This is a genomic window from Bradyrhizobium sp. (assembly GCF_035652035.1).
Taxonomy (GTDB): Bacteria; Pseudomonadota; Alphaproteobacteria; order Rhizobiales; family Xanthobacteraceae; genus Bradyrhizobium.
The window spans coordinates 1-15,836 of record NZ_DASREO010000080.1 but is presented as its reverse complement, the minus strand read 5'-3'; the positions used below and the strand labels follow the sequence as shown (position 1 = coordinate 15,836).

The following is a 15,836-nucleotide window of genomic DNA, read 5'->3' as shown; positions in this document are numbered from 1 at the left end:
GATGTGCGCTGGGTTACGTCGGATTTCACCTTTGTGCAATGGTGACAAGCGCTTACTATGTAGACAACAGCCGGTCCTCCCCGCAAAAAGGGGATAACTCCGAGGAATCAAGCAGGTCACCGGGAACGACCGAGTTGAGCATTCCAAATATCATCACCTTGGGGCGCATCATTCTGGTGCCCGTGATCATCTGGGCCATCGCCTCCAACCAGATGGAGATCGCATTTGCGATCTTCGTGATCGCCGGCGTCAGTGACGCCGTCGACGGATTTCTGGCCAAGCGCTTCAACATGGCGAGCGAACTGGGCGCGCTGCTCGATCCGCTCGCGGATAAGGCGCTGCTGGTCTCGATCTACGTGGCGCTCGGCATCTGGGGGGCGGTGCCGCGCTGGATCGTGATTCTCGTCGTCTCGCGCGACTTCATGATCGTGGCGGCCGTGATCGTGTCATGGTTGTTCGACAAGCCGGTCGAGATGAAACCGCTGATGGTGTCAAAGCTCAATACCGCGGCCCAGGTGGCGCTCGCGGCATTGATCCTGGCCTCGCTCGCTTTCGGTTTCAGACCGATGCCGTATGATGCCGTGCTGATGGGATTGGTGACGGTGTTTACCCTGGTTTCCGTGTCCCTCTATCTCGTCGAGTGGGTACGCCATATGAGCACGATCGAGGCTCGCTAAATTCATTTAGAAATCATACGTATTTTTAGTTCGATAAGTATCGGCTCCCGTAGGAGAAGTTTGCGTGGCCGGCCGCGTTCAACCTCGACAACTGGCATTTGCGCTGCCGCACGCAGAAAGCTTTACGCGCGACGATTTTCTGGAGGGACCGGCGAATGCCGCAGGCCTCGCGCTGGTCGAACGCTGGCCGGATTGGCCCAACCGCGTGATGCTTCTGATCGGCCCTGAAGGATCCGGCAAAAGCCACCTCGCCGCGATCTGGGCCGAGCAATCCGGAGCGCGCTCGACATCGGCCCACGTGTTGACGCCTGCCGAAGTTCCGGTCGCACTGGCGACAGGCGCGCTCGTGATCGAAGATCTGAAGTCTAAGGATATCGACGAGCGCGCGCTGTTTCATTTGTTGAACCTGGCGCGTGAGGATGGTGCCTTTGTCCTGATGACGGCGCGCTCAGCACCGACGGAGGTTGAACTTCGCGATTTGCGTTCAAGGCTGCGTGCCATACCGACCGTGCAGTTGCTGCCGCCGGATGATCATCTTTTCCGCGCCCTGGTCGTCAAATTCTGCGCTGACCGCCAACTCGCGGTCGACGAGGCCGTTGTGAGTTATCTCGCCTCCCGCATCGAACGTTCCTATGCGGCCGCGCGGCGCGCGGTCGAGCTGTTGGATAGCGAGGCCCTGCGGCTCGGCAGGCCAGTCACCCGCGCGCTGGCTGCTGAACTCTTCCGCGGCAACGACTGACTTAAAGACACAGGCTGTCCCATCTTGACGGAACCCAGAACGGGAACGTCAATGTCATTGAAACGTCGCCGCGAAATCACATGGTCTTTGCCATCCTCGCGCAGCGTGAGAAGAAATGGATCGAAAACTTCATGGAATCCGCACAAGCCATTGCAATTACAGAAAAAAATGAAGGCACTGGCGGCCTGCCTGCGATCAGCACGAGCCCCGAGCGCTTCATCAACCGGGAACTGTCCTGGCTGCATTTCAATCGCCGGGTGCTGGAGGAATCGGTCAATCCGCACCATCCGGCCCTGGAGCGGGTCCGCTTCCTGTCGATTTCGGCAAATAACCTTGACGAGTTCTTCATGGTCCGCGTCGCCGGCCTCAAGGCCCAGGTGCGCGAGGGCATCACCGAACGCAGCCCCGACGGGCTGACGCCATCGGACCAGTTGACGCTGATCAACGAGACGGTCTCCCAGCTCGCGAAAGATCAACAGGCGATCTGGCGCGACCTGCACAAGATTCTCGCCGATGTCGGCATCGTGCTGGTCGAAGGCCGCGACGTTACCAAACCCGAGCGCGCCTGGATCGAGGATCACTTCCTCCACAACATCTTTCCGTTGCTGACGCCCCTCGCGATCGATCCGGCTCATCCCTTCCCGTTCATTCCGAGCCTCGGCTTCACCGTCGCGCTGCAGCTGGCGCGGACCGCCGACGGCAAGGCGATGAATGCGCTCATTCGCATGCCCGGCAAGATCGACCGCTTCATCCGCTTGCCCGCGGGCAAGGACAGCGCCGTGCGGCTGATCACCCTCGAGCAGGCGACGGGTCTCTTCATCGGCCGGCTATTTCCCGGCTACACCGTCAAGGGCCAGGGCGCGTTCCGCATCATCCGCGACTCCGAACTGGAAATCGAGGAAGAGGCCGAGGACCTCGTTCGCCTGTTCGAGACCGCGCTGAAACGGCGGCGCCGCGGGTCGGTGATCCATCTCGAGATGGAAGCCAAGATGCCGGAGGAGCTGCGCGCCTTCGTGCAACGCGCGCTTTCCGCATCCGATGACGAAGTGCTGCTGGTCGATGGCGTGCTCGCCATGAACGAGCTGTCGCAGCTGACCCGGCTCGATCGGCCCGATCTCGAATTCACGCCCTATGTGCCGCGCTATCCCGAGCGCGTACGTGACCACGGGGGCGATATTTTCGCCGCGATTCGGCAAAAGGACCTCATCGTCCACCACCCTTACGAGTCCTTCGACGTCGTCGTCCAGTTCCTGCAACAGGCCGCGCGCGATCCCGACGTCGTCGCCATCAAGCAGACGCTCTATCGCACGTCGAACAACTCGCCGATCGTGCGCGCGCTGGCGGAGGCTGCCGAAGCCGGAAAATCGGTCACGGCGCTGATCGAACTGAAAGCGCGCTTCGACGAAGAGGCCAATATCCGCTGGGCGCGCGACCTCGAGCGCGCTGGCGTGCAGGTCGTGTACGGTTTCATCGAACTGAAGACCCACGCCAAATTGTCGATGGTGGTCCGGCGCGAAGGCGGCAGTCTCACCACCTATGTTCATACCGGAACCGGTAATTATCATCCGGTGACGGCGCGCATTTACACCGACCTCTCCTACTTCACCTCCGATCCGACGATCGGCCGCGACGCGGCGCGGGTGTTCAATTACATCACCGGCTATGCCGAACCGAGCGACATCGAGAAGATGGCAGTCTCGCCGCTGACCCTGCGCAAGCGGATGATCGAGCACATTCGCGGTGAGACCAATTTTGCCAAGCACGGCAAGCCCGCAGCGATCTGGCTGAAGATGAATTCGCTGGTCGACCCGGAGATCATCGATTCGCTATACGAGGCCTCGCAGGCCGGCGTTTCGATCGAGCTCGTGGTGCGCGGGATCTGTTGCCTGCGCCCAGGCATCCCCGGTCTGTCGGAGAATATTCGCGTCAAATCGGTGATCGGACGCTTCCTCGAACACGGCCGAATCTATTGCTTCGGGATGGGCCAGGGCCTGCCGAGCGCCAAGGCGGCTGTGTATATCTCCTCTGCCGACATGATGCCGCGGAACCTCGATCGCCGCGTCGAGATCCTCTGTCCATTGCAGAATCCCACGGTGCATCAGCAGGTTCTCGAGCAGATCATGGTCGCTAACCTGAAGGATACCGAGCAAAGCTGGCAGTTATTGCCCGATGGTTCCTCAACGCGTATGAAGGCCGCGAAGGGCGAAGAGCCGTTCAATCTGCATAACTATTTCATGACCAATCCGAGTCTCTCCGGCCGTGGAAAGTCACTCAAGGAATCATCACCGCGCCGCCTCACCCGGCGCACCGAACGCCAAACAGCGTCATAAAGGGATTTCCCTGTGACGCGCGCGCGCAAGCGCGCCTCGAGCGTCGCGGTTATCGATATCGGCTCGAACTCGGTCCGTCTCGTCGTCTACGAGACGATGGCGCGCAGCCTGATCACGATCTTCAACGAGAAGGCGCTGTGCGGCCTCGGGCGTGAGGTGCAGTCCACGGGCCTGCTCGCACCCGATGCCGTCACCAAGGCCCTGACGTCGCTACGACGCTTTCGCGCGCTATGCAGGGTCATGAAGGTCGGACGCGTTTATGCGATCGCAACCGCGGCCTGCCGCGATGCCAGCAATGGTCCCGATTTCATCGCCAAGGCCGAACGCATTTGCGGGGCGAAAATCGAGATTCTCTCGGGCACGCGCGAGGCGAAGTTGTCGGCGCTCGGCGTCGTCTCAGGCGTACACCGGCCCGACGGCATCGTCGGCGATCTCGGCGGCGGTTCGCTGGAATTGATCGATGTGCGCGGCAACCGCGTCCACGGCGGGCTGACGCTTCCGCTCGGCAGTCTTGCGTTGCAGGACCTGTCGCACAAATCGCTCAAACGCGCCGAACGCATCGTCAAATCCGAACTCACCGAGGTTGAGCAGATCAAGGGCGGACGTGGCCGTACGTTTTACGCGGTGGGCGGAACCTGGCGCGCGCTCGCGCGCATCCACATCGTCCAGAGCGAGTACCCGCTCGGTGTGATGCACGGCTATGCGATCCCCGCCCAGGACGCGCTCGATTTCGCGCGGCGGCTGCGCCGTCTCGTGGCGACGAACATGCTCGCCAATATAGAGGTTGTCGCCGATGCGAGACGGCCGCTGCTCGCCTACGCCGCGCTCGTTCTCGAATACATCATTCGGGTCGCCCGGCCGAAAACCATCGTGTTCTCGACCTTCGGCGTGCGCGAGGGGCTGCTCTACGAAATGCTTCCCGAGGCCGAGCGCGCCAAAGACGGCTTTCTCTGTGCTGCCCAGAAGCTCAACGAATTGCTGTCGCGGTCGGCGCGTCACGCCGAGGAGTTGATCGAGTGGACCGATCGCTTCGTGCGGGTCGTAAAGCTGCGCGAGACGGAAGAAGATCGCCGCTTGCGGCACGCCGCCTGCCTGTTGTCGGACATTGGATGGCGCGTGCATCCCGACCACCGCGGCGAGGAAACGCTCAACCTCATCACCAACGGGAATTTCGGTTCGATCAGCCATCAAGGCCGAGCCTTTGTGGCCCTGTCGGTGTTCTACCGTTATGCGGGCTTGAGCGAGCAGAACGAGCCGCCGCTCACCATGCAAGGGATGATCCCGCCCGCGATGCTGGAGCGCGCGCGCCTCCTGGGAGCAGCCTTCCGTGTTGCCCACCTGATATCAGCCGCGCGGCCCGGCGTGCTGCCCGCCACACACTTTCGCAGCCACGCCCGCAAGCTGACGCTGGTGTTCGAGCACAAACTCGTCGACCTCGTTGCCGACCGCGTCGGCAGCCGCTTCAAGCAACTCGCACGGCTCGTCGGTCGCTCCGGAGCGATCGTCCGGCGCTGATCGCGAACGCTGGACCGCCCCCGAAAAAGCAACACCGTCCTGTGTCCCGCGAGAGCTGAACCACCAAACAGAAAGTTGCGACCAAGTCGAAGCAAGACCGCGACGGAGACCTCTTTATGCCAAATGAAATCATGCCATATGTCGGCGTCGGCGCGCTGCGTTTCGGGATGACGCCAGCGCAGGTTCATCAGATCCTGGGAGCTCCGCGATTTTCCCGACGCGACACGCATCGACTACGAGAGATGTATGGGGCCGGCGGCCCCGCTTTGACCTTCAAGGCGGCGGCAGGCAGCGAAGAACCCAAGCTCGCCGAGATCGCGTTTACCAAGGCCGCTACCGACGTCATCTACCGCGGTACGAACCTGTTTTCCGGCGAACGACCTGCCGTCGTAACCAAGCTGTACAATGACGATTCCCAACCGAAGGAGGTCTCGGGCACCCTCGTCTTCCCAAGGTTGGGAATTACTTTGACCGGCTTCCATGCCGGCCCCGAGGAAAGCATGGCCGTCACTGCGTTCGCGCCGGGAATTTGGGACACAAACCTCATAGGCGCCAAGCCGTTCAAGCTTGGCTAGCGCATCATGACGCTGGTGGCCGTCGGGACGATCCCTCGGTTTGTTCGAGGCGTTACGACTTCTTGGCTTCGGCCAGCTTGCGCCTTCGCCAGATCGAGCCGGCGACCAGCACAATGATCGCCCCGAGCACCGACGCCACATACCCGACGGCCTCGTGCGGCGACACGCCGAAAATGACGGGCATCGCGTCCAGATAGTGTGTGCTGTCAACCACGCGAAGGAGCCACGGCTGCACGGCCGGATCGCCTTCGATGACATCGCCTGCAATCCAGCCCAGCAGGAGCGCCCCCAGCCACACCAGGATCGGAAAGCGATCGAGCACAGCCATGATCAGAGCGGCGCCCGCGATGATGACGGGGATGCTGATGGCAAGGCCGAGGATGAGAAGCGAGAGCTGACCGTTGGCGGCCGCAGCCACCGCGATCACATTGTCGAGGCTCATGATGATGTCGGCGATGACGACTATGCGGATCGCATGCCAAAGCGTCGTGCCGGCTGCGATTTCATCACTCTCGTCTTCGGGCACCAGCAGCTTGGCCGCGATCACGAGCAACGCGAGACCGCCAATCAGTTTCAGATAAGGCAGCGCCATCAACGTGGCGACGACGCCCGTGAAAGCAATCAGCAGCACGACGGCAATGCCGGCGCCGATGATCATGCCCCAAAGCCGGTGCCGGCCATGCAGGCCGCGGCACGCCATGGCGATCACGAGCGCATTGTCGCCCGACAACAGGACGTTGATCCAGATGATCTTGCCGACCGCGAGCCAAAACGCCGGCGTCTGCACGTCAGTCCGCAACTGCGCGAAGAAGCCGCCGATGCCGGCGGGATCAACGAGCTGCAACAGCGCGTTCACGGCAAGCCACAAAGCTCCGGCTCAGCCGACAATCTCATTGCCGGAAAAGAACTGGGCGATCTCGATCGCAGCCGTTTCCGGCGCATCCGAACCATGCACCGAGTTCTCGCCGATCGACTTTGCATGCACTTTACGGATCGTGCCCTCGGCCGCCTTGGCCGGATCGGTTGCGCCCATGACATCGCGGTACTTGAGAACGGCGTTTTCGCCTTCGAGCACCTGCACGACCACCGGGCCCGACGTCATGAACTCGACGAGCTCGCCGAAGAACGGCCGCGCCTTGTGAACGGCATAAAAGGTCTCCGCCTGCTGACGCGTCATGTGGATGCGCTTCTGCCCGACGATGCGAAGGCCGGCTTTTTCGATCAGCGCGTTGACAGCGCCGGTCAGATTGCGAGCCGTCGCGTCCGGCTTGATGATGGAAAAGGTGCGTTCGATCGCCATGGTTAGTCCTCAGATAAAACCGCCGATGGAAGTTGCGGGCTTATATCGATGCTGCCGGTGCACGGCAAGCGACGCGATAACCGCCATGGGCTGCACGACCGCGCAAACGGCTCAGAATTACGCCGAATTCACCCAGATGAACCTTTTCTGAAACGCTTGTCCCGCCCCCGTTCAGAGGCCCAGGCCTAGGGTTTTGCCAGCCGAACGCAAAGCCGCTTCGCAAAGGCGTTCGGGACGACCTGTTTTCAACTCTGGCGCCCAAGACCTCGACCAAGACCTCAACCAAGGCGCCCAACCCAGAGGAGACGACGATGTTACGCAAACTCTCGCTCGCTTTAGTTGCCACGGTTTCGCTTGGCGCGGCCGCGCTGGCCCCTGCCCCTGCTTCGGCCTGGGGCGGATGGCATGGTGGCTGGCATGGCGGTTGGCATCACGGCTGGGGTGGCTGGGGCGGTCCGCGCTTCTTTGCCGGTGGCCCGGTCTACTACGGCGGCGGCTACTCCGACGGTTATGGCGGCTGCTATGTGCGACGTGTGGTTCCGACCCCCTTTGGACCTCGCTGGCGCCTGATCAACCGCTGCTACTAGCCCGAACGGGCTGATGCGCAGGGCCCCGACTTCCCGTAGTGGTCGGGGCCCTACGGCTATTTTAAAGCTGTCTGCTATTCACCAAAACCGCAGGGAACCCACAGCCAGAGCGGAAACAAATTGCGTTCCGCGGACTTGGTATGCCGTCACCTGATCAATGGTCGGGGTACGGAAGCAGTCATGAAGAGCCCGCAGACATACAACGACATTGAAGCGCTCGATCACAGGTCGAGTCGCGCGATCTGCGATGCCGTCGGCGAGCGTCTCCAGCAAGTTCTGCGTCCGGAAACTGGCCCGTCTTCTCATCTCCAGCATCTCGTCGACGAATTGCGCAGGCGCGATGAGGCCGATGGTCGGAAATCGCATTAGGACGACGGACGGGAAACAATAGCTGATCATCTCTTTCACGGCGGCCGTATCAACATACGGGTTGCGTTTTGCCGCGGCTGCGGTGAAAAGCCCGCATGCTTGCGATCTCAGACATTTCGGTCCGTATTGCCGGGCGGCTTCTGATCGACCACAGCTCCGTGCAAATTACCCCGGGCGCGCGCGTCGGCTTCGTTGGCCGCAACGGCGTCGGCAAGTCGACCTTGTTTCACGCCATCCGCGGAGAGTTGCCGACTGAAAGCGGCATCATCGCAATCCCTCCCCGATGGAGTATCGGAAGCCTCGCACAGGAGGCGCCGAACGGCCCCGAAAAGCTGATCGAGGTCGTTCTGAAAGCCGACCGCGAGCGCGAGACCTTGATGCGCGAGGCCGAGGTCGCCAGCGATCCCGTTCGCATCGCCGAAATCCAGACCCGGCTCGCAGATATCGAAGCCCATTCCGCGCCGGCGCGCGTGGCCGCCATTCTGAGCGGACTCGGGTTTTCGGCCGAGGATCAGATCAGGCCCTGCTCGGAATTCTCCGGGGGCTGGCGGATGCGCGTCGCGCTCGCAGCCACGCTGTTTTCCGCGCCTGACCTGTTGCTGCTCGACGAGCCCACGAACTATCTCGACCTTGAAGGTACGCTCTGGCTGGAAGATCACCTCGCCAACTATCCGCGCACAGTGATCGTCATCAGCCATGATCGCGATCTTCTGGAAACGTCGGTCGACCAGATCCTGCACCTCGATCGCGGCAAGCTCACCCTGTACAAGGGCGGCTATTCGTCGTTCGAGGAGCAGCGCGCGGCCCGCGAGCTACTGGACGCCAAGCACGCCAGGCGGCAGGCCGAGGAGCGCAAGCGGCTGCAAGCCTTCGTCGACCGCTTCAAGGCCAAGGCCTCGAAAGCACGTCAGGCGCAATCCCGCGTCAAGATGCTGGAGCGAATGAAGCCGGTGACCGCGCTCGTCACCCAGGACGTGCACGAGATCACGTTTCCACAACCTGAAAAAATGCTGTCACCGCCAATCATCGCCGTCGACGAGGTGTCGGTCGGATACGATCCGAAGCAGCCGGTGCTGAGCCGCGTGACGCTGCGCATCGACGCCGACGACCGCATCGCGCTGCTGGGAGCGAACGGCAACGGCAAGTCGACGCTGGTCAAGCTCCTCGCAGGCAGGCTGTCGCCATTTTCGGGAAAGATCACGCGCGCCGATAAACTTTCGGTCGGCTACTTTGCCCAGCATCAGGTCGATGAACTCGATGTCGACGCATCACCCTACGACCATGTCCGCCGGCTGATGCCAGACGCCGTGGAGAGCAAGATCCGCGGGCGTACCGGCGCCATCGGCTTCTCCGGCAAGGCCGGCGACACGCTGGTGAAGAATCTCTCGGGCGGCGAAAAGGCCCGGCTGCTGCTGGGGCTCGCGACATTCTCCGGCCCCAACATGATCATTCTCGACGAGCCGACCAACCACCTCGATATCGACAGCCGCGCGGCGCTGGCTGAGGCGATCAACGAGTTTCCCGGCGCCGTCATCATGGTCTCCCATGACCGGTACCTCATCGAAGCCTGCGCCGATCAGTTGTGGGTGGTCGCAGATCGGACCGTCACGGACTATGACGGCGATCTCGACGACTATCGGCGGACGGTGTTGTCGGCGCGTGGCGCAAAGGCAGCTTCGCGCGAGCGTGGGCCCGAACGGAGTGCGCGAGGCGACACCAACTCGTCCCGTCCGAAGGAAAAGCGAATCCCGGCAAAACAACGGATTGCGGTGGCCGAAGCCGAGATGACGCGCATCGGCGACATCATCGCCAAGATCGATGCCGCGCTGGCGCTGCCCGATCTTTTCACCCGTGATCCCAAGCAGGCCGCCCAGCTCGGCAAGGCCCGCGCGAGCGCCGCCGACGCACTGGCGAAAGCCGAAGAGGAATGGCTGATGGCGAGTTCGGAATTCGATGAGGCGACGCGTCGAGCCTGACGGAATCAAGCGCGATCAGGTCGGCGCCTGTGCCGGCTTTTTCTTCTTCGGCCTGGCGGCCTTCGGCTCTGCAACGACAGGTTCGGCGCCGCGCTCGACCGAGGTCAACCGTCCCGCGGTAAACGTATAGATTCCCGCACGCGCGCCTTGCGAGAACGTGACGACCGCGAGCCGCTCACCGCGCGGGCTCGCGGAGATGTTGACCGAGTTGGGCGCGCCGATACCGCGGACGACGTCACATTCGGTATGGCCAAGCGCGACCGTTCCGGTGGCCACAGGCGCGGGAGCGGCCGTGCCATCCATGGCGTTGGCATTGGTCGGAACATTTGCGGCCGCCATCCCGGGGCAAGCGCCCTCGGCACTGACGAGATCTTCGGGCCCGACCGGCTTGTCAGGTGTCAGCGGCGGAGTGTCGATCGACACGTTCTTGATCATCAGCCTGCCGCTGCGCGAGAACCATTCTGCGTCCTTCGACAACAGATCCGTAGAAAAGATATCGGAAGCCGTAGCGCCGCAACCCGCCAGCATGGGGGCGAGCAGAAGCAGCACCGGTATTGATTTCCTATGGAAATATTGGTTTCGCACGACGAGCTAAATCTCACCCCTGCCCTTAAGCGACTGTCGGAGCATCACTTTGCGGCACGACCGTGGCCTTATACAGGCTGATCGGCCAAAACCATAGATTATCATTATCGGTGGAAGAGGTTAATCGCGCCTTTGCCACCGGCCACGTTCGTCGGCCTGCCAATAGGTTACGTCGAATCCCCGCGCCTTGCAGTCGGTCCAGGATTGGCGCGCCGCAGCAAGCGCATCGGTATCCTCGCCGTTGAAGAGCAGAACGACGCGGTCGTAGGCCTCCGAGTCCGCAGGCAAGGGAGCATTGTCGACCAGGAACCTCACATTGGCCCGGTTCGGATTGCTGTCCTCGACCGCCAGAATGATCGGCTGATCCTGCGCATCGGCCACGCGCCAGCTCGCATGCGGCAAAAACGAATCCTCGCGATAGGTCCACAAATGTGCATCCAGCGCCTCAGTGCGTTCCTCCGACGTCGACTGCACGACCACTCGCCAGCCGCGCTCGAGTGATTTTTCGAGAAGCGGCGGCAGCACGTTCTCCAACGTCATGTCCTGCAGATGGTAGAATAAAACTTCCGTCATCGCCCGGCTTCGTAGTGGTCCGCCACCAATTGATCCAGCAGGCGAACGCCAAAGCCGGAGCCCCAGCTCTGGTTGATCTCGGTTTTTGGCGCTCCCATCGCCGTGCCGGCAATGTCGAGGTGGGCCCAGGGCGTGCTGTCGACGAAGCGTTGCAGGAATTGCGCGGCCGTAATCGATCCGCCGTTGCGGGTGCCGGTATTCTTCATGTCGGCAAATTGCGAATCGATCTGCTTGTCGTATTCGGGGCCAAGCGGCATGCGCCAGACGCGCTCGCCGGTCGCAAGCCCCGTCTTGATCAGACGTTCGGCCAGTTCGTCATTGTTGGAAAACAGGCCCGCATATTCGGTGCCCAGCGCAACCATGATGGCGCCGGTCAGCGTCGCAAGATCGACCATGAATTTCGGCTTGAATTTTTTGGCGACGTACCAAAGCACATCCGCCAGCACCAATCGCCCTTCGGCATCGGTGTTGATGATCTCGATGGTCTGGCCAGACATCGAGGTCACGATATCGCCGGGACGCTGGGCGTTGCCGTCGGGCATGTTTTCGACGAGGCCGATCGCGCCGACCACATTGGCTTTGGCCTTTCGCGCCGCCAAAGCCTGCATCAATCCGACAACACAGGCGGCGCCGCCCATATCGCCCTTCATGTCTTCCATGCTGCCGGCAGGCTTGATCGAGATGCCGCCGGTATCGAAGCAAACGCCCTTGCCGATGAAGGCCACGGGCTGCTCGCCGCGCTTGCCGCCATTCCAGCGCATGATCACGGTACGGCCTGGTTGCGTCGAGCCCTGGGCCACGCCGAGCAGCGCGCCCATGCCGAGTTTTTTCATCGCGGCAACATCGAACACTTCGACCGCGACACCAAGCTTGCGCAACTGACCGGCACGGCGCGCGAATTCGACCGGAAACAATACGTTCGGCGGCTCATTGACGAGGTCGCGCGCAGTGATGACGCCGTCCACAACGTGAGCGTTCGGCGCAAACGCCTTGCGAGCAGCCGAAGGGTCACCGACGGCGATGGAGACGCTCGCGCGCAACGCCGCCTCCTCGGCGTCCTTTTTCTTGGTTTTGTAGCGATCGAATTTGTAAGCCCGCAGCCGGATGCCCGAGGCGATCGCGGCGGCCCGCTCGGCGCTCATCGTTCCCTTGGGCAGTTCGGCAATGACCGTGACCGGGTCGGTTTTGGCCGTCAGCTTGCCGGCCAGCGCGCCGCCGAGCTTCAGAAAATCGTAGTCCTTCAATTCGGCGGGTTTACCCAGCCCGATCACCAGGAGCCGTTTGGACTTGAGCCCCTGTGGCGCCAGAATATCCAGGACCGCGCCGTTCTTTCCTTTGAACTGATTGGTCTCAGCTGCCCCCTCGATGAGAGCCGAGGCAGATCCAAGGGCTTTGCGGGTCGCAGGACCGAATTCGAGCCCATCATCGCAAAAGACCACGAGGACTCCGCCTAACGCGCCGGAAAACGGAACAAAGCCGACTTTGACGGCGTCGGTCATAAGCAAATCCTCCAAGATTCAGGGCTGTCGCCGGCGAATGATGCTTCGCCACGCGCGAAAGTTCTCTTCCCGGCTGCGATCAACATCCGTCAAGAGCGTGTTCTCCACACTATGACCTGCCATTTGCCGCGCTGCCAAGGCGGTGAAGCCGCTCTTTTGCCGGATTCCACTGCGGTTTTGGATCACCATTCGCCCTCCCGACCAGCGGCTGTGCACATCTACTCTGCTACCGTGGCGGCAAGGTCACTCATTGAAAATATTAACCATATCCTAACCCTGCCACGGCTCAGCCATTTTGTTGACGGATCAAAGGGATGGTAGTGAGAGAATAGTGCTAGCCTGAACTACGGCGGACCGGCCAAAGGGGATCCCATCCGGGATTGGTCGCGAACCGCTGCAAAGGCATGCCAAGGTGGGATCGTGCGATAGCGATGGGGTCGATCGACAAGTATATCTTTCGCACGACGCTGGCGTCCTTTGTGGTCGTCCTGGTCAGCCTCACCGGCGTGATCTGGATTACCCAGGCGCTGCGCGGCATCGACCTGATGACGAGTCAGGGCCAGACCATCCTGACCTTCCTCGGCATCACGAGCCTCGTCATTCCGGCACTGGTTCTGATTATCTCCCCGATCGCATTGATGATCGCGGTCTCGCACACGCTGAACAAGCTGGCGACCGATTCGGAAATCATCGTGATGAATGCGGCCGGCTTCTCCCCGATTCGGCTGTTTCGTCCGTTTCTCTTTGCAACCTTCGTGGTCGCTTTCCTGGTGGCGTTCATCGCCGCCTATCTTGCGCCCGAAGGCCTGCGGCGAATCAAGCAGTGGGACGCCGAAATCACTGCGGACGTATTGACCAACGTCTTGCAGCCGGGCCGCTTCGCCCAGCTTGACCAGAACTTGACCATCCGAATCCGCGAGCGGCAGCCGGGCGGCCTGCTCAAGGGCATCTTCATCGATGATCGCCGTGACCCGAAGGAGCGCGTCAGCATTGTCGCCGACCACGGCACCGTCGTGAAGAACGAGGGCGGCTCGTTCCTGATTCTCGAGGATGGAAATCTCGAGCGCTTTGAAGCCGGCAAGCGTGATCCGGCACTCGTGGCTTTCGGCCGGTACGGCTTCGACATGTCGAAATTCAACCAGAACCACGACGTTACGCTCGGCATTCGCGAACGGTATCTCTGGGAATTGATGACGCCCGAGGAAACCGATCCGATCTACAAGCAGCTTCCGGGACAGTTTCGCGCCGAATTGCACGACCGCTTCATGTCGCCGGTCTATCCGTTTGTATTCGCCGCCCTCACCTTTGCCTTTCTCGGCGCGCCGCGCACCACACGTCAGAGCCGCAACTTCTCGATTGGCGGCTCGATCCTTGCGGTCTTCGGATTGCGGATGGCGGGATTTGCCTGTTCGGTCATGACGGTGAAATCACCGCTAGCCGCAGGCGTCCAATATCTGATGCTCTTTGGCGCGATCGGCATCAGCCTTTGGATCATCATCGGCGGCGTCGTGATCGAACCGCCCGCGGGCCTCATCGAGGCCATCAATCGATCGAACGAGCGAATCCTGCGGCTCCTTGGACGACCGGCCACCGCATGAGCATGGTTACCAATACGCTTGGACGCTACTTCGCCGGCCGCTTCGTGGTGGCGGCGCTCGGTGTCTTTGCCGCGATCTTCCTGCTGCTGGTGCTGGTCGACTACATCGAGATGGTGCGGAAGACGTCCGGGCTAGCGGACGTTTCCGCGATCGCGGTGGCAGAAACCTCGCTGTTCCGCGTGCCGCAGCTGCTCGAAAAGATGATGCCGTTCTGCATCCTGATCGGCGCCATGACCTGCTATCTGGCGCTGTCGCGGCGGCTTGAGCTTGTGGTGGCGCGGGCGGCCGGCGTTTCGGCCTGGCAGTTCATCGCACCCGCCCTCGCCAGTGCGCTTCTCATGGGCGTCCTGGCCACGATCGCCTACAATCCGATGTCGGCCTACCTTCGCGAGCTCTCCAAGCGAATGGAAGCGCAGCTGTTTGGCAACGCGCCGGGCGGCGGCGTGCAGGATGCCGCCGGCTTCTGGATCAATCAGGTCAACAGCGACGGACAAGCCATCATCAACGCCGCCCGCAGCGAACAGCAGGGCGTGCGGCTGACCGGGCTAACCGTATTCCGATTCGACAACGACAATCAGTTCAAGGAGCGAATCGAGGCGCAGCAAGCCACCCTCGAAGAGGGGCATTGGCTGTTCAAAACCGTGCGCCGATACACGCTCGACAGCCCGCCGGTCGATCAGGACAACTTTACGCTTGCTACCACCCTCTCACCCGCCCAGGTCCGGAACAGCTTTTCCACCCCGGAAACTGTGTCCTTTTGGCAACTACCGAGTTACATCCGCTCATCCGAAAGCTCAGGCTTCGCCACGGCGGGCTACCGGCTGCAGTACCACAAGCTGATTGCACAGCCTTTTTTGCTGGCTGCGATGGTCATGCTGGCTGCCAGCGTGAGCCTGCGCTTCTTCCGGATGGGCGGCGTACAGAAGATGGTTTTGAGTGGCGTGGGCGCGGGCTTTCTGCTCTACGTTCTATCCAAAGTAACCGAAGATTTGAGCAAGGCTGAGTTGATGCATCCGATCGCTTCGGCGTGGCTGCCCGTATGTGTTGGCGGCCTCACCGGCTTTTTGGCCTTGTTGTACCAGGAGGACGGGTAGTGGCTGTGGTTGCCGCCCTCCAGACCGGATTGGCTGCGCTTTGCGGGCGCCGTGCTGTGCGGCGCGTGGGCCTGCGCATGACCGGCCTCCGCGAAACTACTCTTGTCGTCGCGGCCGGATTGCTGCTGTCGGCGGCCTTTGTGCTCGCGACCCCGTCAACGGCTTTCGCTCAGAGCTTCAACTACAATCCGAGGCCGCCCAAGCCAGTCACGGTGCGTCCGGCCAATGACGGCCAGATGCTCGTGCAGGCCGCCGAGGTCGATTACGACTACAACAACTCGCGGGTGTCGGCGGTCGGCAACGTGCAGCTGTTCTACAACGGCACCAGCGTCGAGGCGGACAAGGTCATCTACGACCAGAAGACCAAGCGGCTGCATGCGGAAGGCAACATCCGCATGACCGATGTCGACGGCAAGATC

15 protein-coding genes and 1 pseudogene are annotated in these 15,836 nt (G+C 61.7%); 11 read left to right on the top strand and 5 right to left on the bottom strand.

Translation table 11 applies throughout. The features are described 5' to 3' along the window. Positions 1-134 precede the first annotated feature (134 nt). The 5 genes from VFB05_RS21905 to VFB05_RS21885 all read left to right on the top strand — a co-directional run bounded on the left by VFB05_RS21905 (position 135) and on the right by VFB05_RS21885 (position 5,836). The gene (locus VFB05_RS21905; RefSeq protein ID WP_325016095.1) at positions 135-677 is read left to right on the top strand and encodes a CDP-alcohol phosphatidyltransferase family protein; all 543 of its coding nucleotides are present in this window, start codon (positions 135-137) and stop codon (positions 675-677) included. 64 nt (positions 678-741) lie between these two features. After that, positions 742-1,416 carry a DnaA ATPase domain-containing protein gene (locus tag VFB05_RS21900; protein WP_325016093.1) on the top strand — a complete coding sequence of 225 codons (675 nt, stop codon included), beginning with the start codon at positions 742-744 and terminating at the stop codon, positions 1,414-1,416. 131 nt (positions 1,417-1,547) lie between these two features. Next, the gene (locus VFB05_RS21895; protein WP_325016139.1) at positions 1,548-3,746 is read left to right on the top strand and encodes an RNA degradosome polyphosphate kinase; all 2,199 of its coding nucleotides are present in this window, start codon (positions 1,548-1,550) and stop codon (positions 3,744-3,746) included. A gap of 12 nt (positions 3,747-3,758) precedes the next feature. Beyond that, positions 3,759-5,261 carry an exopolyphosphatase gene (gene ppx, locus VFB05_RS21890; RefSeq protein ID WP_325016091.1) on the top strand — a complete coding sequence of 501 codons (1,503 nt, stop codon included), beginning with the start codon at positions 3,759-3,761 and terminating at the stop codon, positions 5,259-5,261. Positions 5,262-5,377: 116 nt separating this feature from the next. Beyond that, entirely contained in the window at positions 5,378-5,836 is a 459-nt protein-coding gene (locus VFB05_RS21885; RefSeq protein WP_325016089.1) for a hypothetical protein, read from the top strand. 52 nt (positions 5,837-5,888) lie between these two features. Here VFB05_RS21885 and VFB05_RS21880 read toward each other — a convergent pair whose 3' ends face one another. Together VFB05_RS21880 and ndk are read right to left on the bottom strand one after the other, a co-directional pair. Next, the gene (locus VFB05_RS21880; protein ID WP_325016087.1) at positions 5,889-6,692 is read right to left on the bottom strand and encodes a TerC family protein; all 804 of its coding nucleotides are present in this window, start codon (positions 6,690-6,692) and stop codon (positions 5,889-5,891) included. A gap of 21 nt (positions 6,693-6,713) precedes the next feature. Further along, positions 6,714-7,136: a nucleoside-diphosphate kinase gene (gene ndk / locus VFB05_RS21875; RefSeq protein WP_325016085.1), complete on the bottom strand. Its 423-nt coding sequence runs from the start codon at positions 7,134-7,136 to the stop codon at positions 6,714-6,716. A gap of 311 nt (positions 7,137-7,447) precedes the next feature. Between ndk and VFB05_RS21870 the strand changes: the two genes are divergently transcribed. From VFB05_RS21870 to abc-f, 3 genes are all read left to right on the top strand, one after another. Further along, the gene (locus tag VFB05_RS21870; RefSeq protein WP_325016084.1) at positions 7,448-7,723 is read left to right on the top strand and encodes a sulfur globule protein precursor; all 276 of its coding nucleotides are present in this window, start codon (positions 7,448-7,450) and stop codon (positions 7,721-7,723) included. Between the two features lie 180 nt (positions 7,724-7,903). Next, on the top strand, positions 7,904-8,092 hold the full coding sequence (locus VFB05_RS21865) for a hypothetical protein (RefSeq protein ID WP_325016081.1): 189 nt from the start codon (positions 7,904-7,906) through the stop codon (positions 8,090-8,092). A 95-nt stretch (positions 8,093-8,187) separates the two neighbouring features. Continuing rightward, the gene (gene abc-f, locus VFB05_RS21860; RefSeq protein ID WP_325016079.1) at positions 8,188-10,068 is read left to right on the top strand and encodes a ribosomal protection-like ABC-F family protein; all 1,881 of its coding nucleotides are present in this window, start codon (positions 8,188-8,190) and stop codon (positions 10,066-10,068) included. Positions 10,069-10,083: 15 nt separating this feature from the next. Here the strand turns inward: abc-f and VFB05_RS21855 are convergent, their stop codons facing one another. From VFB05_RS21855 to VFB05_RS21845, 3 genes are all read right to left on the bottom strand, one after another. Then, positions 10,084-10,614, bottom strand: a complete 531-nt coding sequence (locus VFB05_RS21855) for a hypothetical protein (protein WP_414643236.1) — start codon at positions 10,612-10,614, stop codon at positions 10,084-10,086. A gap of 159 nt (positions 10,615-10,773) precedes the next feature. After that, positions 10,774-11,226, bottom strand: a complete 453-nt coding sequence (locus VFB05_RS21850) for a DNA polymerase III subunit chi (protein ID WP_325016077.1) — start codon at positions 11,224-11,226, stop codon at positions 10,774-10,776. Further along, positions 11,223-12,725, bottom strand: coding sequence for a leucyl aminopeptidase (locus tag VFB05_RS21845; protein ID WP_325016075.1), 1,503 nt, complete (start codon positions 12,723-12,725; stop codon positions 11,223-11,225). Before VFB05_RS21845 ends, VFB05_RS21850 begins: the two co-directional genes overlap by 4 nt. 431 nt (positions 12,726-13,156) lie before the next feature. On the opposite strand from VFB05_RS21845, the gene lptF reads away from it, so the two are divergent. The 3 genes and pseudogenes from lptF to VFB05_RS21830 all read left to right on the top strand — a co-directional run. Beyond that, complete coding sequence (gene lptF, locus VFB05_RS21840; protein ID WP_325016073.1) at positions 13,157-14,323, top strand: LPS export ABC transporter permease LptF; 1,167 nt, start codon at positions 13,157-13,159, stop codon at positions 14,321-14,323. Then, positions 14,320-15,417 (top strand): LPS export ABC transporter permease LptG, encoded by a 1,098-nt coding sequence (lptG, locus tag VFB05_RS21835; RefSeq protein ID WP_325016071.1) that lies wholly within the window; start codon positions 14,320-14,322, stop codon positions 15,415-15,417. Before lptF ends, lptG begins: the two co-directional genes overlap by 4 nt. A 77-nt stretch (positions 15,418-15,494) precedes the next feature. Continuing rightward, a pseudogene (locus VFB05_RS21830) lies at positions 15,495-15,836 on the top strand (LPS-assembly protein LptD); the annotation flags it as partial.

Bases quoted from the DNA above. Each gene is read 5' to 3' on its own strand.
- VFB05_RS21895 (WP_325016139.1), top strand. From the start codon at position 1,548: ATGGAATCCGCACAAGCCATTGCAATTACAGAAAAAAATGAAGGCACT.
- lptG (WP_325016071.1), top strand. From the start codon at position 14,320: ATGAGCATGGTTACCAATACGCTTGGACGCTACTTCGCCGGCCGCTTC.
- VFB05_RS21865 (WP_325016081.1), top strand. From the start codon at position 7,904: ATGAAGAGCCCGCAGACATACAACGACATTGAAGCGCTCGATCACAGG.
- abc-f (WP_325016079.1), top strand. From the start codon at position 8,188: ATGCTTGCGATCTCAGACATTTCGGTCCGTATTGCCGGGCGGCTTCTG.
- ndk (WP_325016085.1), bottom strand. From the start codon at position 7,136: ATGGCGATCGAACGCACCTTTTCCATCATCAAGCCGGACGCGACGGCT.
- VFB05_RS21845 (WP_325016075.1), bottom strand. From the start codon at position 12,725: ATGACCGACGCCGTCAAAGTCGGCTTTGTTCCGTTTTCCGGCGCGTTA.
- lptF (WP_325016073.1), top strand. From the start codon at position 13,157: ATGGGGTCGATCGACAAGTATATCTTTCGCACGACGCTGGCGTCCTTT.
- VFB05_RS21885 (WP_325016089.1), top strand. From the start codon at position 5,378: ATGCCAAATGAAATCATGCCATATGTCGGCGTCGGCGCGCTGCGTTTC.
- VFB05_RS21850 (WP_325016077.1), bottom strand. From the start codon at position 11,226: ATGACGGAAGTTTTATTCTACCATCTGCAGGACATGACGTTGGAGAAC.
- VFB05_RS21870 (WP_325016084.1), top strand. From the start codon at position 7,448: ATGTTACGCAAACTCTCGCTCGCTTTAGTTGCCACGGTTTCGCTTGGC.